At 57.3% G+C, this 22,383-nt stretch carries 20 protein-coding genes and 1 pseudogene; 1 reads left to right on the top strand and 20 read right to left on the bottom strand.

What is annotated here, in order from left to right:
* Positions 1-15: 15 nt before the first annotated feature.
* From B472_RS14970 to pobA, 5 genes are all read right to left on the bottom strand, one after another.
* A complete protein-coding gene (locus tag B472_RS14970; protein ID WP_019426036.1) occupies positions 16-567 on the bottom strand; it encodes a hypothetical protein in 552 nt (183 codons plus the stop codon).
* A 155-nt stretch (positions 568-722) separates the two neighbouring features.
* Positions 723-1,259, bottom strand: a complete 537-nt coding sequence (locus B472_RS14965) for a DUF1003 domain-containing protein (RefSeq protein WP_019426035.1) — start codon at positions 1,257-1,259, stop codon at positions 723-725.
* A gap of 70 nt (positions 1,260-1,329) precedes the next feature.
* Positions 1,330-3,450 (bottom strand): alpha/beta hydrolase domain-containing protein, encoded by a 2,121-nt coding sequence (locus B472_RS14960; RefSeq protein WP_019426034.1) that lies wholly within the window; start codon positions 3,448-3,450, stop codon positions 1,330-1,332.
* Between the two features lie 147 nt (positions 3,451-3,597).
* A complete protein-coding gene (locus B472_RS14955) occupies positions 3,598-4,467 on the bottom strand; it encodes a CoA transferase (protein ID WP_026039366.1) in 870 nt (289 codons plus the stop codon).
* A 99-nt stretch (positions 4,468-4,566) separates the two neighbouring features.
* The gene (gene pobA / locus B472_RS14950) at positions 4,567-5,760 is read right to left on the bottom strand and encodes a 4-hydroxybenzoate 3-monooxygenase (RefSeq protein WP_019426032.1); all 1,194 of its coding nucleotides are present in this window, start codon (positions 5,758-5,760) and stop codon (positions 4,567-4,569) included.
* A 183-nt stretch (positions 5,761-5,943) separates the two neighbouring features.
* On the opposite strand from pobA, the gene B472_RS14945 reads away from it, so the two are divergent.
* The gene (locus tag B472_RS14945; protein ID WP_019426031.1) at positions 5,944-6,714 is read left to right on the top strand and encodes an IclR family transcriptional regulator C-terminal domain-containing protein; all 771 of its coding nucleotides are present in this window, start codon (positions 5,944-5,946) and stop codon (positions 6,712-6,714) included.
* Positions 6,715-6,720: 6 nt separating this feature from the next.
* Here the strand turns inward: B472_RS14945 and B472_RS14940 are convergent, their stop codons facing one another.
* From B472_RS14940 to B472_RS17105, 15 genes and pseudogenes are all read right to left on the bottom strand, one after another.
* Positions 6,721-7,434, bottom strand: a complete 714-nt coding sequence (locus B472_RS14940; protein WP_019426030.1) for an ABC transporter ATP-binding protein — start codon at positions 7,432-7,434, stop codon at positions 6,721-6,723.
* A gap of 1 nt (position 7,435) precedes the next feature.
* Complete coding sequence (locus tag B472_RS14935) at positions 7,436-8,203, bottom strand: ABC transporter ATP-binding protein (protein WP_019426029.1); 768 nt, start codon at positions 8,201-8,203, stop codon at positions 7,436-7,438.
* A complete protein-coding gene (locus B472_RS14930; protein WP_019426028.1) occupies positions 8,196-9,224 on the bottom strand; it encodes a branched-chain amino acid ABC transporter permease in 1,029 nt (342 codons plus the stop codon). The genes B472_RS14935 and B472_RS14930 overlap by 8 nt, the downstream gene beginning before the upstream one ends.
* A 16-nt stretch (positions 9,225-9,240) precedes the next feature.
* The gene (locus B472_RS14925; RefSeq protein WP_019426027.1) at positions 9,241-10,104 is read right to left on the bottom strand and encodes a branched-chain amino acid ABC transporter permease; all 864 of its coding nucleotides are present in this window, start codon (positions 10,102-10,104) and stop codon (positions 9,241-9,243) included.
* Between the two features lie 108 nt (positions 10,105-10,212).
* Positions 10,213-11,406, bottom strand: a complete 1,194-nt coding sequence (locus tag B472_RS14920; protein ID WP_019426026.1) for an ABC transporter substrate-binding protein — start codon at positions 11,404-11,406, stop codon at positions 10,213-10,215.
* A 132-nt stretch (positions 11,407-11,538) separates the two neighbouring features.
* A complete protein-coding gene (locus B472_RS14915) occupies positions 11,539-11,988 on the bottom strand; it encodes a flagellar FliJ family protein (protein WP_019426025.1) in 450 nt (149 codons plus the stop codon).
* Between the two features lie 18 nt (positions 11,989-12,006).
* Positions 12,007-13,371, bottom strand: coding sequence for a FliI/YscN family ATPase (locus tag B472_RS14910; RefSeq protein WP_019426024.1), 1,365 nt, complete (start codon positions 13,369-13,371; stop codon positions 12,007-12,009).
* Positions 13,358-14,458, bottom strand: coding sequence for a flagellar motor switch protein FliG (fliG, locus tag B472_RS14905; RefSeq protein WP_019426023.1), 1,101 nt, complete (start codon positions 14,456-14,458; stop codon positions 13,358-13,360). Before fliG ends, B472_RS14910 begins: the two co-directional genes overlap by 14 nt.
* Before the next feature lie 20 nt (positions 14,459-14,478).
* Positions 14,479-16,335: a flagellar basal-body MS-ring/collar protein FliF gene (gene fliF / locus B472_RS14900; protein ID WP_019426022.1), complete on the bottom strand. Its 1,857-nt coding sequence runs from the start codon at positions 16,333-16,335 to the stop codon at positions 14,479-14,481.
* A 21-nt stretch (positions 16,336-16,356) separates the two neighbouring features.
* Positions 16,357-16,701, bottom strand: coding sequence for a flagellar hook-basal body complex protein FliE (gene fliE, locus B472_RS14895; RefSeq protein ID WP_019426021.1), 345 nt, complete (start codon positions 16,699-16,701; stop codon positions 16,357-16,359).
* Between the two features lie 11 nt (positions 16,702-16,712).
* Positions 16,713-18,188 (bottom strand): sigma-54-dependent Fis family transcriptional regulator, encoded by a 1,476-nt coding sequence (locus tag B472_RS14890; RefSeq protein WP_019426020.1) that lies wholly within the window; start codon positions 18,186-18,188, stop codon positions 16,713-16,715.
* Positions 18,189-18,595: 407 nt separating this feature from the next.
* Positions 18,596-19,609 (bottom strand): FliH/SctL family protein, encoded by a 1,014-nt coding sequence (locus B472_RS14885; protein ID WP_081504927.1) that lies wholly within the window; start codon positions 19,607-19,609, stop codon positions 18,596-18,598.
* 298 nt (positions 19,610-19,907) lie between these two features.
* Positions 19,908-20,732 (bottom strand): flagellin, encoded by an 825-nt coding sequence (locus B472_RS14875; protein WP_019426017.1) that lies wholly within the window; start codon positions 20,730-20,732, stop codon positions 19,908-19,910.
* Between the two features lie 158 nt (positions 20,733-20,890).
* A complete protein-coding gene (locus B472_RS14870; protein ID WP_019426016.1) occupies positions 20,891-21,367 on the bottom strand; it encodes a tetratricopeptide repeat protein in 477 nt (158 codons plus the stop codon).
* Positions 21,368-21,429: 62 nt separating this feature from the next.
* A pseudogene (locus B472_RS17105) lies at positions 21,430-22,383 on the bottom strand (heme utilization protein); the annotation flags it as partial.

The following is a 22,383-nucleotide window of genomic DNA, read 5'->3' as shown; positions in this document are numbered from 1 at the left end:
TTTGGGGTCAAAAGATCAGTTCTTACCAAACGTAACTTTGGCTGCTGCCACGCAGTTGGTCTTGGGGTCTCCCGCCAAGGCGTTGCATTTTTCAAGGGCCACTTTGTAATCAGCCTCCAGCTTTTCTGAAGCGTCCTTGTTTTTGACTTGGCCCATGTGTTGGCCCATTCCGATATCGGCCAAGGCTTTTTTCTCGACCGCTTTGGCTTCTTTCACGCACACATCCTTGGCCTTGCCTGCCAAGTCTTCGCAGCGCTCTTTGGCCACCGCGTAGGCCGCCTTGGCTTGGGTCACCATGACATGGTTGCGGTCAGCCGCTTTGCCGCTGTGTTGGTGGGTCATTTCGGCGTGGGCTACTTTTTCTTTGCCCTTGGCTTCTTGTTCACAAATGTCTTTGGCATTGCCAGTGTGGGCATGGCAAGCCTTTTTGTCGGCTTTGTATTCTTCGCTGATGCGTGCTTTGTGGGTCTTGAGTTCGTCTTTGCTCATGCCTTGGGCATAGGCCGCAGACAAGGGGATCAAGCTAGCGCACAAAAGGGTCGCAGCGAAGCGTTTGATTTTTTGCATGAAAGGTGCCCTGGGGAGATAAAGAGCACCCATTGACACACGAAGCGCCCTTGGGTTTCAGTGCCTCACCGCACCAAGTCCGCAGTTTCAAATTCTGATGGCGCCAATTCGAGGGTGCCAATTCGTGGGTGCCCTTGCGCCTCAACGCGGCAGCGTCATGAGCGGGCCGTTAACAAGCGCACTTGTGCCGAAAGTTCTCGTACCGTTTCGGTCAGGGCCAGCAGTTCTTGTTCTTTGATGAGATCGATCTTTTCGTGCAGCAGTTCAATCTCCAGCTCGGCTTTGACGTTGATTTCATAGTCGGTTTGTGCGTGTTTGCGGTCCAGCTCCGATTGGCGGTTTTGGCTCATCATGATTGCGGGTGCGGTGTAAGCCGCTTGGAAGGAGAGCAGCAGGTTCAACAAAATGAAGGGGTAGGGGTCCCATGCGTTTTCGCCCACCAGCACGTTGCCGGTGATCCAAATGGCGATGGCCGAGCTTTGGATCAGGATGAAGCGCCAAGAGCCAATGGTGCTGGCCACTTGGTCGGCCAAGCGTTGCCCCCGTCGCAAGGGGGGACTGTCCAGGGGTTCTGTGTGCGCCAACGAGGCCAGTGCTTGGCCGCGTAGTGCGCGGCGGTGTTGACGCAGCAGCTCCAGCTGCTGCATTTCATGGGGCGAGTGCGTCACATGGTCTTGGGTTTTGATGGACACGTTGACCTCCAGTCATGGAGACCCAAGGGTAACAGGGCCAAGTCTGTGCCAGCTTCACAAACGCAGGGCCTTAGCGCAGTACCGCACTTTTGCGGGCAGCTTCAATCAGCGCTTGGGCATCGTCCTTCAACAGAAAACCGGCATTCATGGCGCGCTCAGTGGCTTTCACAACGGCTTGTACATAGCCCTCGTGCGAGCCATAGCGCTCTTGCAGCGACAAGCGTGTGTCGCCATTGGCTTGCCGTTCAGCCGCCGTTTTGGCAAAGGGCACCATGCCACCCACGTAGTTGCAAATCTCGTTCTTATGGAAAGGTCTGGCACCGTCTGCGGTCACGTTCCAGCCCAGATAAGTGCCCAGGGGCGCGTCCAGCAACACCACGGGCAAACCGCCAACTTCGTTGCCATCGGCATCGACCTTGGGGGCGTACATGGGCAGCACTTGCTTGATTTTGGGTGGCGCATGGCTGGGTATGCCAGAGCCGTCGACGGCTCTAAAGCCGGGGCCCCAGTCGTAGTCGTGCACCGGCATGATGAAGTCCCGCTCAGGCACGGTTGGGCGCAGACCAGGCAGCGTGGGGTAGCCCAGCGCCGATTTTTCGGCCAGGGCCAATTGGTTTTTGGCCAAAGTGGGGTACTGGCTGGCCGGTGGCTCGGTGCCTTTCATGACCCAATTGCGAAAGTGAACGCGCAGTGCATTGACGGTTTCGCGGTGGGGCACGGGGTTGGCCGGCAAGATGGCCTGGCCAAAATTGTTACCTGGGCACATGGGACCCACTTTGGGCAACGCCACACCGGGCAAGCTGGTGTCAAAGCCGCCCACGCCACCGCCGTGGGTGCTGCTGGCGATGTAGTAGCGCTTCACATGGGGTGGCAATGGCAAGTCTTGCTTGGCATCGGTGCCAATCCACTCGGGCGTGAGTTTCAAAGCCCAGACTTCGGCCGAGCCAAAGTGCTCCATGATTTTGGGACAGGTTCGGCTTTGCATGCAGCGGTCCAAAATGCCGGCGGCAGGCATGCCGCGAACCGTGTCTGGGTGTGGCAGCCACCACTGTGGGCCTTCGCTGCCCGCTTGGTAAAGCTCCAGCACACCGTCGGGCTGCGCCCAACGGAAGTTCAGCGCAATGCGGCGGCCCGCGATGATGGGCCACAGGCCGTCATGAACAGCCTTGCCGGTTTCGTCTTGGTTAAAACCCAAGTGCAGCCAACCCCGCAAGTAGTTGCCCGACTGTGAAATGCCACGCGCAATACTGTGCGTGACGGCGTTGGCCACGGGGTTGGGCGTACCCGCATCGTCGGCTTTGGCGTGTTTGAAAAACACCGCCACATCACGCCATGCTGCAAAGCCCAGACCCAGAACATAGGGGTCTTGCGCGGTGAACACGACTTGGTAAAGCCGCTTGGCGTCAAAGCCGTTTTTCAGGCAAATTTGAGTGGGATCGGGTGTGCCTGGAAAAGGGTTTTGCGCATCGCATTTGGCCCAAGCCCAATCGCTGGGGGCGATGGCTTGTTCGTCAAACACTTCGCCGTTCATGTTTTCGCGACCGCGCGAGACCAAGCTGGCTTGGCGCGTGTCCAGGCTCATGGGCTGGTAAGGCACGGGGTTGGTTTGCACCATCAGTGGCTGCGAAGCCGGTCCCGAGCGGTTCACGATGCGGGCAAAGACTTGTCCCGTGATTTTTGAGCCGTCAGGATTTTTGGCCACAGGAATCTGCAAAAACTGCAGGCCGTTGATGCTGGCCTTGGGCTTCACACTGGTGGCACCCACGTTGTCGCCTTGCCAGGCGCTGGCCAAGCCGATGTCACCGTTGGCGAACTCTTGTTCAGCATACGGGTACACGCGGCCCCGGTTGGGTACGTCGTGCCACATCAGGCCGCTGGCTTCTTTGAGGTTGACGGGTTTGTAAATGACAAACGAAGCCATGTAGCGGACCTTGCCGTCGGCATCTTTGGCCAACTCAATGTCTTGGACGATGGCGTTTTGTGCGAGTTTGGGGTCCAACTCACCAAAGGCGCGCCCAGCCACTTGTTCATAGGCAATGCCCGCAGGCTGTCCGGGAGCCGTTGCCACAGGGCGTGTGTCGTCGATGACGATGCGGGTGACGCGTGCCTGGGCGCTGGCGTTCACCAGGGTCAGCACGGCCAAGGCCCAAAAGCCTCGATAAGTTGTCAGGGTCATGGCTTTCCTGTTCATGGCGTTGCTCCAAACGAGTGACGTCATTGAACAAGAAAAGCCTTGAATATTCAAGGGAAAAGCCGATCGAAAACAACGCTACCAAGTCATTTGAGCCGCCTGGGCGACAGCGGCTGAAAGAGAGGCACTGTTTTCAGCGCCAGGCGCTTACCGCGGCAAGGTGAGCAGCGGGATGTCTTTGGCCGTGGCCAGTTTGTCCAGTTGGGCGCGTGTCTGGCTCGCCAAGAAGGCTTCGATCGCTTGGCGTGTGGCGGGCTTGAACAAGTCTTTGACCGGGTGCGCCAGTGTCACGCCTGCGGCTTCGCACAGGCGGGTGGCAAAGTGCGGCTCGAGTGCTGCCACGGCCACGCGGCCGTTTTTGCAGGCATACACCCGGTAGCCCGCATGTGCGCCGCCCACCGCCCCATCGGGCGTGGTCAGGCCCAGTTGGCGGGGCAGGGCCAGCCAAGCAGCAGCTTCAGACAGCGCCACCTCATGGTGCGTGCCTTTGCCGGTGGTTTTGAGGGTGATGACGGCTTTGAGCGTGGCTTCGCTGGCCATGACGGCGCCGCCCATGTCGGCAAACAAACTGGGCGGCAAGTCCATGCCGTTGACCAGGCCCACCTCGGCTTGGTAGGTCAAGTCGTGGCCCGGAATCTCGGCCAAGGGGCCGGGTGCGCCCACCACTTCGATCAAGCTCAGTGCGGGGTATTGCTGGTGCAAGGCCTTCCAGCCCAAGCCCAGTTTGGCCAGGGCAGAGGGGCGAAATGAAGTCAGCAGCACATCGGTCTTGGGCAGCAACTTGTGCAGCGCGGCTTGGCCGGCTTCGGTCTTGAGGTCCAGCGTCTTGTGCTTGACGCCGGCGTGCAGCAAATCGTAGCCACGGGTGGTGTAGTGCTGCATCGGGTCGCCTGCGGGCGGGTTGACCTTGGTGCAGTGGGCGCCCATTTGGGCCAGACGCATCAGGGCGGCGGGGCCGGGCAAGTTGAGGGCCAGGCTCATAACGCGCAGACCGCGCAGAGGTTTGACAGAAGACATGCGTGCACCTTGGTGTGAACAAGAAGCCGCACAGTGCGGCTTCAGCGTGCCCGCATTATCGGATGGCCGCAGGCTCGGGGCTGTCGCCCCTGCAGGCCTTTATTCGCCAAAGTTCAGCGGCAAGCCCACATAGTTTTCGGCCATGGTGCGCGAGCCTGCTTCGCTGTGGATCAAGTAGTCCAGCTCAGCGTCTTGGAACTTTTGACCCATGTCGCCGTTCTCTGGAAAGTGGTGCATCAAGCTGGTGAACCACCAGCTGAAGCGCTCGGCACGCCAAACGCGGCGCAAGCAGCGCTCGGAATACGCGTCGATACCGGCATCGGTCTTGTCGGCATAAAACTCGATGATGGCGGTGGACAAGTACTTGACGTCGGTGGCCGCCAGGTTCAGGCCCTTGGCTCCGGTGGGCGGCACGATGTGCGCGGCGTCACCCGCCAAAAACATGCGGCCAAAGCGCATGGGTTCGGTCACAAAACTGCGCAGCGGGGCGATGCTTTTTTCGATGCTGGGGCCGGTCACCAAATGCGCGCGGGCTTCGGGGTCCAAGCGATGGCGCAGCTCGGCCCAAAAGGCGTCGTCCGACCACTGCTCCACTTTGTCGGTGGTGGGCACCTGCAAATAGTAGCGACTGCGTGTGGCGCTGCGTTGCGAGCACAGGGCAAAGCCGCGGGTGCTGTTGGCGTAAATGAGTTCGTGGTGCACGGGCGGGGTGTCCGACAGCACGCCCAGCCAGCCAAAGGGATAGACCTTTTCATATTCTTGGATGGCGCTTTTGGGAGCGCTGGCGCGGCACACGCCGTGAAAGCCGTCGCATCCAGCGATGAAGTCGCATTCAATGGTGTGCAGTTGGCCATTTTTTTCATAAGTCACGCGCGGCTTTTGGCTGCCGAAGTCGTGCACTTGCACATTGTTCGCCTCGTACACCGTGGGCAAACCTTCGGCTTGGCGGGTGTCCATCAGGTCGCGGGTGACTTCGGTTTGGCCGTACACGATGACTTTTTTGCCACCCGTGAGTTTGTCCATGTCCACACGGTGGCGAGCGCCTTTGAACAGCAGGTCAAAGCCGGTGTGCACCAAACCCTCTTTGTGCATGCGTTGGCCCACGCCGGCTTCGTCCAGCAAGTCCATGGTCACTTGTTCCAGCACGCCCGCACGGATGCGCGACAGCACATAGTCGCCGCTTTGGCGCTCGATGAGTATGGCGTCAATGCCCGCCTTGAAAAGCAGTTGGCCCAGCAGCAAACCCGATGGGCCTGCGCCGACGATGGCGACTTGGGTGCGTGTGGTGCTCATGGCGTGTCAAGGTGCAAAAGGTAAACCTCAAGCTTAGGTGGCTGCGGGATCGCGTGTTTGCACGCGCGGTGATGTTTGCGCGGTGACGGGTTAATTTGTGCGATGATCGCGCAAAATGATCCAAGTCAACAGGGTGTTCCATCTCGGCGGCTTGGGCACCAACCTTCTTTTTGAAGTTCACGCATGAGCATAGCCAAAGCAGACTACATCGAAGGCCTGGCCAAGGGTTTGGCCGTGCTCGAGGCTTTTGACACCGAGCGCCAACGCCTGAACGCCACCTTGGCGGCACAGCGCACAGGCATCACGCGGGCGGCGGCCCGGCGGCATTTGCTCACGCTGGCCGAGTTGGGTTATCTGGAAACCGACGGTTCCCACTACTGGTTGTCGGCGCGGGTGCTGCGCTTGGCCGGCAGTTACATGGCCACCTCACGCTTGCCGCGCACCTTGCAGCCGACGCTCAACCGCTTGGCCGCGCAAACGCAGGCGGCCTTCAGTGCGGTGGTGCTGGATGGCGACGAATGCGTCATCGTGGCCCGCAGTGCCGGGGTGGCTGAGCCGGTGCGCCTCTTGGCGTATGGCTTGCATTTGGGCGCGCGCTTGCCGGCGCACGCCACTTCGACCGGGCGGGTGTTGTTGGCCAGTTTGCCCAAGGCCAACTTCACGGCTTGGCTCAAAGGCCGAGAGTTGGCCCGCATCACCCCACAAACCGAGGTGGGTGCGGCCAAGTTCAAGGCGCTGGTGGATCGGGCGCGGCAAGACGACCATTGCTTGGCCCGCGATGGTCACGAGCTGGGCATCCACGCACTGGCGGTGCCGCTGCGCAACATGCAAGGCCAAACGCTGGCCGCCCTGAATGTGGTGGGCACCGCAGACCAATTGAGCGATGGGGCCGTGCAGCGCCAATGGCTGCCTTTGCTGCTGGAGGCGGCGCGGGAGTTGCGCCCCTTGCTCTGATGAGCCTCAGACCCCCAGATGCTGCTCCAGCACGCTCGGGTCGGCCAGCAAAACAGGTGACGAGCCTTCGAACACCACCTGGCCTTTGACCAGAATGATGTTGCGGTCGGTGATCTGGGTGACGTGCTTCCAGTTCTTGTCCACGATGATCGAGCTGATGCCACTCTCTTTGATCAGGCTGCAGATGCGCCAGATGTCGCGGGCGATCAGCGGGGCCAGGCCTTCGGTGGCTTCGTCGAGGATCAGCACGTCGGGGTTGGTCATCAGGGCCCTGCCGATGGTGAGCATTTGTTGCTCGCCGCCTGAGAGCTGCTGGCCGCCATGGTCCAGCCGTTCTTTGAGGCGCGGGAAGGTTTCCAGCACCCGCTCGTAAGTCCAGTCGCGCTGGCCCTGGGTGCCAGCGCGGGCGGCCATTTTCAGGTTCTCGACCACGCTCAGGTTGCCAAAGATGCCGCGGCCTTCGGGCACATAGGCGATGCCCTGCTGCGCGACTTCAAACGTGGGGCGGCCGTTCATGCGTTGGCCTTTGATGTCCACGGTGCCAGTGCGTGGCGGCACGATGCCCATGAGCGTTTTGAGCAAGGTGCTTTTGCCCATGCCGTTGCGGCCCATCAGGCCGATCGTTTCGCCTCGGCCCACCGTGAAGTGGACACCGCGCAAGATGTGGCTGGCGCCGTAGTAGGTGTTCAGGTCTTGGGCCTGGATCAACAGTTCGCGCATCTCAATGTTCCTCGCCCAAGTAAGCCGCCTGCACGCCCGCATCGGCACGCACGGCTGCGGGCGTGTCGCTCGCAATCACTAGTCCGTTGACCATCACCGTCAGATGGTCGGCCAGGGTGAAGACGGCGTCCATGTCGTGCTCGACCAGCAAGATGGCATGTTCATTTTTGAGACGCAGCAAAAGCTGCACCATGCGTTCGGCCTCGGCCTGGCCCATGCCGGCCAGCGGTTCGTCCAGCAGCAAGACTTGGGGTTCGGTGGCCAGGGTCATGGCGATCTCCAGCTGGCGTTGTTCGCCGTGGCTTGTGGCGCCTGCTTGGGCGTGGCGGCGGTCTTGCAACCCGGCCAGTTCGATGGCGCGTTCGGCGCGCTGGTTAACCGCCTGCATCCTGGCCGCAGCTTGTAGCCACCCCAAAGGGTTGAAAGGCGAGGGCTGTGCACGCGATTGGGCGGACAAACGCACGTTGTCCCACACTGTGAAGGTGCCGAAGATGTTGGTCTTTTGGTAGCTGCGCCCCAGGCCATGGCGCGAGATTTTTTCAGGGGTCCAGCCCGTGATGTCGGTGCCCGACAGCGTCATGCGCCCGCTGGTGGGGGGCAGGTCACCCGAGAGCAAGTTGGCCAGCGTGGACTTGCCCGCACCATTGGGGCCAATCACCGCATGAATGTGCCCGCGCCAAAGATCAAGGGACACATCGTTCACCGCTGCCAGGCCACCAAAGCGTTTGGTCAGGCCGGCGGCCGACATCAAGGTGTTGCGCTCAGTCATGGCCTGCCTCCTTGCCTGCAGCCGTTTTGCCTGCGGGGGCTTTGTCACCGATGAAGCGGTTGACCAGGCCCAAAATGCCCTTGGGCGCAAAAATGATCAGCGCCACGATGAACAGGCCCATCCACATCTGCCAGTGTTTGCCGGTTTTGAAGCCACCCATGTCGGGCAAGTCCTTGAAGACATGCAGCAAATACTCAAAGCTGAAGGCCCCCACAATGGCCCCCGCAAAATTGCCCATGCCCCCCAAAATCACCATCATGATGGCGTGTGCGCTGAGGTGAAAGCCCATCAGCTCGGGGTTCACAAACCCGGTTTGGGCGGCAAACAAATAGCCCGCCAAACCCGCCAATGCCCCGGCCAGCGTGAAGGCCGCCAGCTTGTGACTGAAGGTGTTGAAACCCAGCGCCCGCATGCGGTGCTCGTTCACCCGAATGCCCGACAGGGCTCGGCCAAAGGGGCTCCAGAGCAGGCGGCGCAAAAACACATAAACCGCCACCAGGCAAGCCAGCGTGAAGTAATAAAACACGCGCTTGTTTTCCAGGTCGATGATGCCCGCGTCGGGCCGGAAGTTGAGGAACAAACCGTCCGAGCCGCCCAATGCCTTGTTGTCAAAGAAGATGAAAAAAATCATCTGCGCGAAAGCCATGGTGACCATGATGAAGTAAATGCCGTGGGTGCGCACCACCAAAAAGCCAATCACCAGCGCCGCCAAGGCTGCGCCGCCCACCGCCAACGGCAAGCTGGTGTACAGGCTGATGGCTTCGTTTTGAGGGGTGATGAAAGCCAGCACATAACCGGCCAAGCCAAAGTAAGCGGCATGGCCCAAAGAAACAAGCCCGGTCACGCCTTGCAGCAAATCGAGGCTCATGGCCAAGATGGCCAGGATCATCATGCGCACGACCATGGCCGTGTAAAAGTCAGACCCCACAAAGGGGAAGGCGGCGAGCGCCAAAAATCCCAGCACCATCACCAGCTGGATGCTGCGTGGCAGGGTTTCGAGGTGAATTTGCGGCATGCTCATGGTGTTCTTCTCGGGGTCATTGCTTGAACAGGCCTTCGGGTTTGTACAGCAGCACAGCCGCCATCAGCACATAGACCAGCATGCCCGAGGCTTGGGGCAGCAGCACTTTGCCAAAGGTGTCGACCAGGCCCACCAGCAGGGCAGCGATCAAAGCACCGCGCACCGAGCCAATGCCGCCAATGACCACCACCACAAAGCACATGATCAGCACCTGACTGCCCATATTGGGGTACACGCTGGACACGGGGGCGGCGATCATGCCTGCAATCGAAGCCAGCCCAATGCCCAAAGCAAACACCACCGAGTGGATGAGTTGGATGTTGACCCCCAGCGACTCGGTCATCTCGCGGTTGAAGGCGCCCGCACGGATCTTCATGCCCAAACGGGTTTTGGAGATCAGCAAATACAAGCCCAGTGCGAGCACCAAGCACACGCCCGACATGAACAGGCGGTACACCGGGTAGGACAGGTTTTCGGTCAGGGGAATGGACGCTGCCAACAATTGGGGCACAGGCAAGCCGTGCACATCGTCCCCCCAGATGATGGAGCGCAGTTCTTCAAACACATAGATCAGGCCGAAGGTCAGCAGCACTTGGTCCAGGTGGTCGCGGTGATAAAAGTGCCGAAACAACAAACGCTCAATGAGCAAGCCAAAGGCCACCGACAAAGCCGTGCCCACGATGATGGCCAGTGTGAAGCTGCCCAGCTGCGCCGCCAAAGACCAAGCCAGGTAAGCGCCCAGCATGTAAAAACTGCCGTGCGCCAGATTGACCACGCCCATGATGCCGAAGATCAGCGTCAGGCCCGCAGCCAGCATGAACAGCAGCAGCCCGTACTGAACGCTGTTGAGCAGCTGGATCAAAAAATTCACAAAGTCCATCGGGAATTTCGCTATGAATGGATGAGAACGGCAGGGCAGGGCGCAAGCCCCAAGCGCCAATGAAAACGGCGGACCGAAATCCGCCGTGGCACGGAGGGCCCGCGCAGTTTACATGCGGCAACCAGCGCCGGAGTCGGCCAGCGCCTTGGCGGCAACGCCGATCACTTTGTTCTCTTTGTTCGAGACTTCACGCAGGTAGATGTCTTGCACCGGGTTGTGCGACTTGCTCATGGTCCACTTGCCACGCGGGCTGTCGATGACAGCGGTTTCCATGGCCTTGATCATGGCGGCCTTTTGGCTCACGTCACCCTTGACGGCGTTGGCGCCTTGTACCAGCAGCAAGCCGGTGTCGTAGCCTTGCACCGCGTACACATCGGGCTGCAGCTTGAAGGTCTTGGCGTAGTTCAGGCGGAACTCTTTGTTGCGCTTGGTCTCGATGCCATCGCCATAGTGCAGGGTGGTCAGCACGCCGTCGGCAGCAGGCCCCGCCGCGTCCAACACGCCTTCGGTCAAAAAGCCCGAGCCATAGAGTGGAATCTTGCCCTTGAGGCCAGCGGCCGCGTAGTCGCGCAAGAACTTGGCCGCACCACCGCCTGCAAAGAAGCAGGCCACCGCGTCGGGTTTGAGGGCGGCAATTTCGGTCAGCAGTGCCTGGAACTCGACGTTGGGGAAGGGCAGGCCCAGCTCTTTGACAATCGTGCCACCCGCTTTGGTGTAGCTGTCGCGGAAGCCTTCAAAAGCCTCGTCGCCCGCAGCGTACTTCCAAGTGATCCAGACGGCCTTTTTGTGGCCGCGCTTGACCATGGTTTCGCCCAAAGCCATGGTGGGCTGGCTGTTGGAAAAACTGGTGCGAAACACGTTGGGGGCGCACTGGGCACGGGTGGCCATGTGCACGCCGGCGTTGGGGATCAGGTTGATCACGCCGCTTTCGCGGGCCACGCGGTGGATGCCCATTTGCACGCCCGAATGGACGGTGCCCACCAGCACATCGACCTTGTCGCGCTGCACCAGTTTGTTGGCGTTTTCGATGGCTTTTGAGGGTTCGGACTCGTCGTCCACCTTGAACCATTCGATTTCACGGCCACCCAGCTTGCCGCCTTGTTCGTTGATGGCCATGCGCAAGCCGTTTTCGATGGCCACGCCCAGCTGTGCAAAGGTGCCGGTGTAAGGCAGCATCAGGCCCACGCGGATCTTGCCAGACTGCGCCAGCGCACTTTGCGGCACCAGCAGGCCCGAAGAAGTGGCGCCCAACAGGGCAGCGCCTTGTGCCAATACTTGGCGGCGTGAAGAGGGTTGGCTCATGGGAGTCTCCATTAACAAGGTAGAAAAAACGCCAAACCACGGTGTGGCGTTCAACGATCCCGGTCATTATGGGTCAATTGATTTGCCCTTTTGAGGGCATCAGACCCCGTGAAAACCCTTTGAACCGACCCTTCAGCGCTGCATGCTCAGGTTGAACTGCCGCACGCCCAACTCGTCCATCCGCTTTTGCTCATGGCGTTGCTGGTCCAGTGCGACCGCTTTGACATCTTGCTCTTCCATGGACTTCATCTTGTGCAGCTCAATTTCAGCCATGCTGCGTTTTTTCCGAGCCAAAGCCAGTTGTTCCCTGGCCCTGCTCAAGTCCAGCACCACGCGTTGCTGCAAATTGAGCAATTGGGCCATGAATTGCCGTTGGTTCATGCTGGCTTGCATGCCCATGACAGACACCTGACCCGCTTGCTCTTGCAAACGGTACTCGTCGTAAAGCCTGCACAGCCTTTCATGGCTGGCCTCCAGTTGGTCAACGCGGGCCAAAGCTTGACCAATCTCAGTCTGGGCCTCGTTCACAGCGTCTTGGGTTTTTTTGACCAAGACAGGCCAGCAGGTTCGAATTTGTCGCATGTGGAGCCCTGTTGAGAATTACACCTGCATCAGCGCCTGAACTTCGCGTCGGGTTGACTCGGAGTCTTGGCTGCTGTGCATGTCTTGTTGTAAAAAATGTTCCATCGACGAGCGCAAACGGATGGCTTGGTCCAGGTCGGGGTTGCTGCCAGCTTCATAGGCGCCCACCTGAATCAGGTCTTGGTTTTGTTGGTACAAGGACCACAAACGCCTGAAGCGGTTGGCTATTTTTTGATCTTCCGGCGAGATCAGGTTTTGCATCACCCGCGACACCGAACCATTCAGATCGATGGCGGGGTAGTGCGCGGCATCGGCCAGCTTGCGCGACAGCATCACCTGGCCATCGAGCGAGGCACGGGCAATGTCCACGATCGGGTCGTTGGCGTCGTCGCCCTCGGCCAAAACGGTGTAGATGGCCGTGATCGAACCCACGCCGTGGCGGCCTACGCCAGCGCGCTCAATCAGGTTGGGCAGCAAGGCAAACACCGAAGGCGGATAACCCTTGGCCGTAGGCGGCTCGCCCACCGCCAGACCGATTTCGCGCTGGGCATGCGCCACGCGGGTCAGGCTGTCCACCAGCATCAACACGTTCTTGCCTTGGTCTCTGAAGTACTCGGCAATCACATGCGTCATGTGCGTGGCTTTGAGGCGCAGCACCGGCGATTCGTTGGCGGGTGCTGCCACCAGCACCGACTTGGCCAAGCCCACCGGCCCCAGCGACTCTTCAATGAAGGCCTGAACTTCGCGCCCTCGCTCGCCAATCAGGCCAATCACCACCACGTCGGCTTCGGTGAACCGGGTCATCATGCCCAGCAACACGCTCTTGCCCACACCAGAACCTGCGATCAGACCCAAGCGTTGGCCCCGGCCAATCGTCAGCATGCCGTTGATGGCTTTGACGCCCACGTCCAGAATTTCTTTGATCGGACCGCGCTCCATCGGGTTGATGGGGCGGCCTTGCAGGCTCAGCACATCTCGGCAATCGGGGGCCGGCTTGCCATCCAAGGGTTGGCCGCGTCCGTCGATGATGCGCCCCAGCAAATCAGGGCCCAAAGCCACTTGGGATGTGTGGCTGAGCACCCTTACCCGCGCGCCCGGGCCAATGCCCTGGGGTTCGGTGAAGGGCAATAAAAACAAGGTCTCGTCGTTGAAGCCCACCACCTCGGCCTCGACCCGGTGGCCCAGCTGCCCCACGATTTCGCAGCACGCGCCCAAGGGGGCCATCAGGCCTCGCGTCTCCAGCCGCATGCCGACCAAGCGCACCAGCGTGCCGTTGCGTTGGGGATCAGGGGCGTGCAATGAGCCAACCAACTGGTTGACCTCCGACTCAAAACTGATACTGTCGCCGAGACCCAGCGATGTAGTTTGGTCAGACAAAGCCATCGCCACCGCCTGCTAAAACCAGTTCGCCGGCATCGGACAGTTTGCGTGCCAAGCGCATGATTTTCTTTTGCGCTTCTTCCACTTCGGTGATGCGCAGAGGACCTTTGGACTCCATGTCGTCGACAAACATGACCCTGGCACGGGCTGACATGTTGCCCAAAAATTTGTCCTTGACGAAATCGGGTGCACCCTTGAGGGCCACCATCAGCAGATCGGGCTCTGCCGTGCGCATGATGGCCTGAATGCCTTTGTTGTCCACGCCCACCAAATTTTCAAAGGTGAACATGTTGTCCTGAATTTTTTGCATCAGGTCGGGATCAATTTGGGACAAGCCAGCCATGATGGACGACTCCAACTCCACTTTGACCGAATTCATGATTTTTGCAGCCGCTTTGACACCCCCAAAGCTGGAGGACTTGGAAGATGAGTTGGAAGCAAATTGCTTCATCATGATTTGCTCAAGCTCTTCCATGGCCGAGGGCTGGACCGTCTCCAGGCTGGCAATCCTTTGCATGATTTCTGGCCTGGCCTCGGGGGGCAAGAAATTCATCACATCTGCCGCCACGGTGTATTCCAGGACCGACAAAATAATGGCCACGACCTGAGGGTGTTCGCCTCGGATCATTTCAGCGATGGAGCGGGCATCCATCCATTTCAAAATCTCCAAACCCTTGCTGCCTTGCCCCGGCATTATGCGGCTGAGCACCGAGGCTGCTTTGTCGTCGCCCAAAGCGCGTTTCAGCACTTTTTCAACATAGTCGCCCGTGCCCAGTCCCAGACTGGTTTGCTTTTTGAGCATGGTGACAAATTCGTCCAGCACGATGTTGACGGCTTCCTGCGACAAATCTGACACCGACACCATGGCGGCGCCCAGGGCCTGAACCTCTTTGGGGTTCATGAAGCGGATGATTTCAGAAGCCTGTTGTTCGCCCAACAAAAGCATCAAAACAGCTGCACGCTGGGTGCTGGTCAGTTCCGCCAACTCCTGCGTCAACTCCTGGGTCATTGTGATCTCAGGCGTGTCGGCAACGGGTGCGGGTGACTTGTCGGCTTTTGCGTCTTTGTCGTCGGGTTTTTTTGTGGCCATGGTTTTTTACCTCGACTTGTTCAATTGACTTTGACCATGCTCTTGAGCACATTGGCCACACGGCCCGAATCTTCGGCCACCAACATCCGAATGAGGGCGACTTTGTCGTCATAGGTGTTGGCGGTGTCCAGCATGTCCATCGAGATGCTCGATTTCTTCGGTTTCAGCTTGGCCTTGATCTCTTCCAAACTTTCACCTTCACCGATTTGGATCATTCGCATGTCGTCTGCGCTCAATTCGCCATCTGCCAAGGCGGCAATTGCGCTGGCTTCAGCTTCAGCTTTGGTGTCGTAGAGGTTGCGCATGATCGGGCGCACCACGATCATCATGAACGCGATGAAACTGATGGCGATCAAGGCGCTGGTGATGCCAGACTGGACCATGTCTTCCAGGTACCAAGGAATCGTCTCCATTGGGGCAGGGGCCTCGAACTTGGCGGGCACCACGCTCACGCTGTCACCACGGGTCGGGTCAAAGCCCACCACACCGCGCACCACTTGCTGCATTTGCTCCAGCTCTTGCGGGGTGAATGGTACGCTCTTGGGGGCTTTGGGGTCGGTTGATTTTTCGGTCACCGGACGCTCGTTGACCAACACCGCCACGCTCACCTTCATCACGCCACCGCTGGCATTGCGCACATGGCGCACCGTGCGGTCAATTTCAAAATTGCGGGTCGCACGGCTGCTGAGTTTGCCCGTTGAATCGGATTGACCTTTGGCCCCATCGACTTGGGTGTTGTTGGTGGTGGTCGGGTCGGGCGGTGGTGTGTTGGACAAAGCCCCAGGAACGCCTTCGGCCGACTTGCTGGCCGAGCGGTCTTCCGCCAACACTTCAGATCGGGTGCGCGGCCCTTTTTCGCGGTTGTCAAAGTCTTCGGTGGTGCTTTCGGTCTGGGTGAAATCCAGCGTCAGGTTCACTTGCGAGCGCACATTGCCTTCACCCAGCATGGGCGACAAAATTTGCATGATCCGGTTGCGGTAAACCTCTTCCAGGTGCTGCTTGTGCTGCTCTTGCGCCGAGGTCAAACCCAGTTTTTGTTCGGTGGCCGACTCGGTCATCAGTTTGCCCACCGTGTCCACCACGGTCACATGGTCAGGCGCCAAGTAAGGCACGCTGGAAGACACCAAATGAACAATCGCCTGCACTTGCGAGGCCGACACCGCGCGGCCCGGGTAGGGCGCCAGCACCACCGAGGCCTTTGGGGGCGTGCGGTCGCGCACAAAAACGCTTTGTTTGGGCGTGGCCAAATGCACGCGTGCGCTTTGCACCGTGCCAATTTGCATGATGCTGCGGGCCAGCTCTTGCTCCAAAGCCGTGTTGATCTTGACCTGCTCCATCAACTGGCTGGTCGTCATGGACGACTGGTCTTTCAGCCCCTCCATGCCGGTGGTGCCGGCCTTGGGCAAGCCCTGCGAGGCCAGCAAAATGCGCGCCTCGTGAAAACGGTTGGTCGGAACGGTCAACTGGCCTGTGGCAGGGTCAATCTTGGGCTTGAAATCAGCCGTTTTGAGGGATTCAAAAGCAGCTTGTTGGTCGGCCTCTTGCAAACCGGGCATCACAGGTCGGTAGGGCGTGGACTGCATCCAGGCATAAGCCAACAAAAACACCACCAACACGGCCAACATCAAGATCAGTGGCAACACCTTGCGCACAGAGGGTTGGTTCAGCGCTTTGCTGAAGGTGTCGGAAATACCGAGGTTTTGCCAAACGTTCAAGCCATTGTTGGCGGCTGCGTTGGGCGTTGTGCCGGGGGCAGTGGTCAAAGCCATGCTGCCGTTGGCGTTGTTGCCAGGGTTGTTGGCCGTGGCTGGGGCCATTTCAGACCCGGTGGGCATGGTCATCATGCCGGTGTTCATCGATGCGGTCGCTGTAGCCATGGTGTGTTCTCTTTATCTCTGTCAGACCGGCATGTTCAAAATGTCTTCGTAGGCTTTCAGCACTTTGTTGCGCACCTGCAAAGTGGCTTCAAAGGCCAAAGATGACTTCTGCATGCCCAGCACCACATCGGTCAAGGCGATGTCTTCACCCCGGTCGTAGGCGGCCCGCATGTTGGACGACTGCACTTGCACCTCGTTCACCTGGCTGAGCGCGCCCGAAACGAAGCTTCCAAAACCGGGTTTGCCGACTTCGTTGGAAGGGTTTTTGGCTTCGGCACCCTGCAATGACGAAGCCTGCGCCTGGTGGGTGCGCAGGGTTTGCAACATCGACTGGATGCTGGCGGGAGAGATGGCTTTTTCAATCATCGGGTGTTCCTTCAGCAGGCGGCGGCCATGTTCATGCCGTGTTCACGCAGTTGCGCCATCTTGTAACGCAGGGTGCGCGGGCTGATGCCCAAGCGCTTGGCGGCTTCTGTTTTGCTGGGCGTGCTGGCCAGCGTGGCCATGATCACTTGGTGTTCATTCAGGCGCACCGCGCTTTGCAAGTCGACAGGAGGTTCTGCAGGTGCGGGTGCTGGGGTCACCGGAGACGCCATGCTTTCAGGGGTGGCCTGCACCGTCACAGGCACGGCCAGCGGCCATGCAGGCGCACCCGCTTCAAAATCGGGTGCATCCAAAGACGCTTGTTCTTTCGGCGCCGCCATGTGGTGTGTCAACCAATCGTCGAACATCAAGTGCGCCGGCGTGATGTGGTGGTCTGTGCACAAAACCACCGCGCGGCGCATCACGTTTTCCAACTCGCGCACATTGCCGGGCCAAGGGTATTGCAGCAGCATCTGCTGCGCTTGCGGATGCAAGCGCCAGGGCTGTGCAGCTTGTTGCATCAGGCTTTGCATGGCCAGCGGGATGATGTCGCCAGGCCGCTCGCGCAAGGGCAGCAAGCGCATGCGGAAGGTGGCAATGCGGTAATACAAATCTTCGCGAAACTCGCGCTCTGCAATGGCTTGCTTCAAGTCTTTGTTGGTGGCGGCCACGATGCGCACATTCAACTGGATCACGCTTTGCCCGCCCAAGCGGGTCAGTTGGCGCTCTTGCAGCACGCGCAGCAACTTGCTTTGCAGGTGCATCGGCATCTCACCGATTTCGTCTAAAAACAAGGTGCCGCCTTGGGCTTGTTCAAACAAACCCTTTTGCTCACGGTGCGCTCCGGTGAAAGCGCCTTTTTCGTGGCCAAACAACATGTCTTCGATCAGGTTTTCGGGCATGGCCGCGCAGTTCAGCGCCACAAATGGGCCCAGGGCGCGGCCAGATGCTTCGTGCAGCACCCGCGCCAAGACCTCTTTGCCAGAACCTGTGGGCCCCACCAGCAAAGCCGTCACATCGGCTTGGGCCACTTTGCGTGCCAAAGCCAGCAGGTGCTGGCTTGAAGGGTCAACAAACACCACCTGACGCACAGGCACCTGTGCGCTGCGGCTGCTTCCAGTTTTGAGCAAGGCATGCACGCGTTGCCAAGAGTCCGGGCGCACTTCGTCGGCGGCCAGCACGGTCAGGGCGCCTGCTTGTGTCGCTTCAACGGCCAGGTCAAATTCGTGGCGGTCTACACGGCAGACCACGGGCAGGCAGAGACCGGCGTCTAGCAAGAGTTGTTGAACGGCTTTGAGCCGCGTGACGTCCAAAGTCAGGTGCAACACCACCATGGCCGCATCGGCAGCGTGGGCCAACAAGTGGTCCAGGGTGTTCACGGACATCATGGCCCAGCCGCTGACCTGCAGTGCATTGCTTTGCTCTGTGCTCAGGGCGGCTTCGGGGTCCAGCCAAAGGGCTAAGGGGGCAGATGGTGCAGTTGACTTCAAGGGGTGGCCTCACATTCAGATGAAACATGTAAAGCAACACTTGTGCCATTATTTATATTTTATTAAAGTACATTAAATGTAAAAAATTTAATACTTTACAACTGATTAAAAAAGAAAAAAAGATCGACAGGTCTTGACGAAAGATTGACATATCAGCGTACTTGGCCATCTTGGTCGCGCAACTGGAAGCCGTGCTTAACCGTTTCTTGGCTTGATCGATCTGTTCAAGGATGCTTTGAGGGAAACGAGGTCTCGCACCTGCGAGACGTCAACGGCTTCGTTGTTGCAGGCCACTTGTGCCATCACACAGGCCTTATCGGCAATCGCTGACAGCTGCACTTTGCTGTCACCCGACAAGTCCGATCATTTGGGGAATAGGGTCAGACCAGGCGATTTTGAACGCGCCTTTATTCAACTTCTTCACTGTCGGTTAACGACGAAGTCGGTTTTTCTTGAACATCATCGATGACTTGGTCGTTGTTGGACTTGGCAAGTTCAGTCATGACCGGCTCAATGATTTCCACTTTCGATCCAACCAAGCTGGAGGCGGTTTGAAGCCACACATCTGGCTCACTGATCAAATGGCGTGCTAAACCTTCTAGGCGGTTCTCAATCAGATCTTCAATGACGGTGTCATTTGATCGGACTCGAATGCTTCCAGGCAGTAATCTTTGATCTGGCATTAATGTTATTTCAGAGCCAGAATCCTTGACAAAACGCTTGACTCTTTCAAGATCCTGAGGATGAATTGAAACTGTTACAAATTTTTCTTGAGTATTGAGTTCAGCAATACAGGCTTTGATTAACCGTTCTATCGCATTCACCGAGATGGTCAACTCACCCCTGACCAGTTGTTCCGCTATGTGGAGTGATAATTTTCTAAGGGGTTCAAAATTTTTAAAAGAATTTTTTAACGTACTTTCCAGTTCTGAAATGAGGGCGTCGATTATTTCTTTGTCTTTATTTCTTTCACTTTCCAAATCTGAAAGTGTTTTCGACATGCCATCCCTGAGTCCTTGGACATAGCCTTGCTGACGCGCTACAGTTAATTGTTGCTCATTAATGTCAACCTGTTGAACTGATTGATTTCCGGGGGTGGCGATAACATTTTTGTATTTTAATTCTGTATCGGTAACCGTGCCGGAATCTTGGCTGCTTTCAGAGTCACTGGGTGATGACAATTCTTCTTCAGGTGCTGAGTTGTCCTTTAAATCATCAGCGTTGATTTTTTCTTTTGAATTCTCTGGTGATTCATCATTGATGACATCGGTGGGATTGGACTTGGCATTCAAGCCCCAGGGTCCAAATTTATGTGCTTTTGATTCATCCCAATTGGTTCGTATAAAATTTGGGCTTTGGAATTGGCTGTTTAAAACTGAATCAGATTGCCATTGAGGTGAGACTTTTCTGGTGGAAAACATATGCTGTTCTATAATCAATGCTTAAGCTCTGATGTTGATAATTGGCCTGCGTTGTTTTACTTTCCTCAGTTCAAACCCCATACAAAATTGACCGTCTGTTCTCAAGACCTCTAAAGATGGTAACCACCTGGATTTAAATCCCATCAATGTGCAGCTGTAAGGCATAGATGGTATATAGGTTATTTTTAAATATTTGCATTTTAAACATTCAGGACCTTTGGTCTGTATTGATTCTGAATTGTTCATTGCATTCAATCTTTTCTTGAGAAATAAAATAAATTATTTAACTCATTTAAATTTAGCCCTGCAGAAGCTTCAAGACCGATTGCTGGTCGGTATTGGCTTGTGCAAGCACAGAAGTGGCTGCCTGTTGAATGATCTGTGTCCGAGCCAACTCGCTGCTGGCTTTGGCAAAATCTGCATCTTGAATTCGGCTTCGCGATGCAGAGGTGTTGATGGAGATATTCGTCAAATTGTCAACTGCAAAGTTCAGTCGATTGATCTTAGCGCCCAAATCGGCCCGAAAGACGTCAACAGATGCGATGGCCCTGTCGATGAAATCCAATGACTGTAAAGATGTCGTGTGAGTCAGTACATCTAAATCTTTGATATCAAGTTCGGCTGAAGTCAGATCGACAAATTTAATGGATATGGTTGAATCTGAGTCGCTGGCGATGCCCACCTGCAGCACTTTTTCTGCAGCGGTACTGTCCAAAATGGGCATGTTGTTCCATTTTGTATTTGAAGCGATTCGCGTGATCTCTTGATCAAGTTCAACCATTTCTTTGTTGAGAGCTTCTCTGTCGTCTTCGCTGTAAGTGTCGTTGGCCGATTGAATGGCCAGTTCACGCATACGCTGGAGCATGTTCGTGATTTCAATCGTTGCACCTTCGGCGGTTTGAAGCATGGACACGCCGTCGTTCGCGTTGCGCACGGCTTGATCCAATCCACGGATTTGCGATGTCATCTTGTTGCTGATGGCCAAACCTGCAGCATCATCGGCTGCTGAGTTGATCCGTTTGCCCGTAGAGAGTTGCTCCATGGACTTGGACACATCTCGAGCATTTCGCGCCAGAGCGCTCTGCGAGACCAAGGATTTGATGTTGGTATTGATGACTGACATGGATTCACTCCTGTTGGATGGGCACTGGGTGTTCAGGCGGTCATTTGTTGCCGCACTGACCTTTCATGGGAATTAAGCAAATCCCGTGCCAATAATTTTGTAGGCCAATGGAAAAAATTGTCGAGATCACGTCAGGGCGCGGTGCGCACTGAAGGGACTTAATTGGGATATGTGTTTGACAGCTCTTGCACCATGGCCATCAGTTCAGCAGAACCAGGGTGCCGCTGCAGCGCTTGTTGGGCGACAGCGTGAGCTCGGGGGTATTGCCCGTCACAGCGCAAGGTGCGGGCCAGGTGATGCCACACCTCGGCAGGTGTGTTGCCTGCTTGCACCTCGATCAGGTGCTCCAGAATTTCGATCGAACGAGGCCAGTCCTGCTGGACTTCCGACACCAGAGCTGAAATGACCAGCACATCTTCGCTGTCTGGATAAAGGGCGAGGCCTGATTCAGCCAACGCGACGGCAAGATTGATGTGATTTTTTTCGAAAAGTTCAGCCACCCATTCTCTGACTTGAGAGGGTGATGCGACTTCCGCATTGAGCTGCAGAGGGATCTCTGAAAGCTCCGATGGATAACGCGAAATGGCGGCTGCTTGTGGCATGGTTTGCTCCTGAAGATTCACACCGGCAATCATTTGCCGATGTGAGGATCTCTTCAGGAAAGCAAAACACGTGCCACAAAGAGCGGTGTCAACGATCAGTCAGTACGAAGTGCCGCGATGTCCCCTGTACTCATTCCAGACAGCTGCGTTGCCGTCAACAAAGAAGGCGAGTCTGTGGTGCCGGCGCCAATCTGCGCACTTGTGAACAGGGCTGCAATCGCGGTGTCATCTGCTTGAGCGTCTACAAGACTTCTCAGCTGCGTGTTTGAAATCCTCGCAATTTGAGCGGTTGTCAACGCTTGGGTCTGTGAGGTGGTCAAGGCATTGATACTGGCCGTATTCAGGGCTGAGACTTGGGTCACGCGCAGGCTTCTCAAGTCATCGGTTTCAAGGGCCTGGATCTTTGCAGGGCTCAAACTATTGATTTGTGCCGCAGTGACTGCAGCCATCTGCACCGTGGTCAATGCTTGGATATCGTCCGTTCCGAGCTGTGCAAACTGATCGGTGGTCAATTTGCCCACTTGTGCGGCGGTCAAGGCTTCCACCTGGCTTGTTGTCAGACCGGCGATGAAGTCGGTTTCCAGGCTGGCAACTTGGTAGACATCAATGGCCGCGACATCCGCAGTTTGAAGAGCGCTGATTTGACTGCTGCTCAAAGCATTGAGTTGTGTGGCCACAAGCGCGTCAACCTGCAAGGTGGTCAAGGCCACCAAGGCATCGGTGTTCAAACTTGTCAACTGGTCTGTAGTCAATCCTTTCACCTGTGATGCAGTCAAGACAGCGATCTGGTCAGTGATCAATGCATTGATTTGGGTGGTGTTCAGACCACCAATTTGCGCAGCACTCAAGGATGTGATCTTGTCTGTCGTGATCGCCGCCAAATCAGCCGTGTCCAAAGCATTGAGCTGATCGGAGGTCATCACTTTGAGCTGGCTTGCTGTCAAGGCAACCACCTGGTCGCTTGTCAACGCTTGCACAAAGCTGCTGTCCAAACCCACCACCTGTGTGTTGCTCAGGGCCGCCAAGTCTGCAGTCTCAATGGCCGCAAT

This window comes from Limnohabitans sp. Rim28 (assembly GCF_000293865.2).
Classification (GTDB): Bacteria; Pseudomonadota; Gammaproteobacteria; order Burkholderiales; family Burkholderiaceae_C; genus Limnohabitans_A.
The sequence above is the reverse complement of the archived record's forward strand: the minus strand, read 5'-3'. Positions and strand labels throughout refer to the sequence as shown.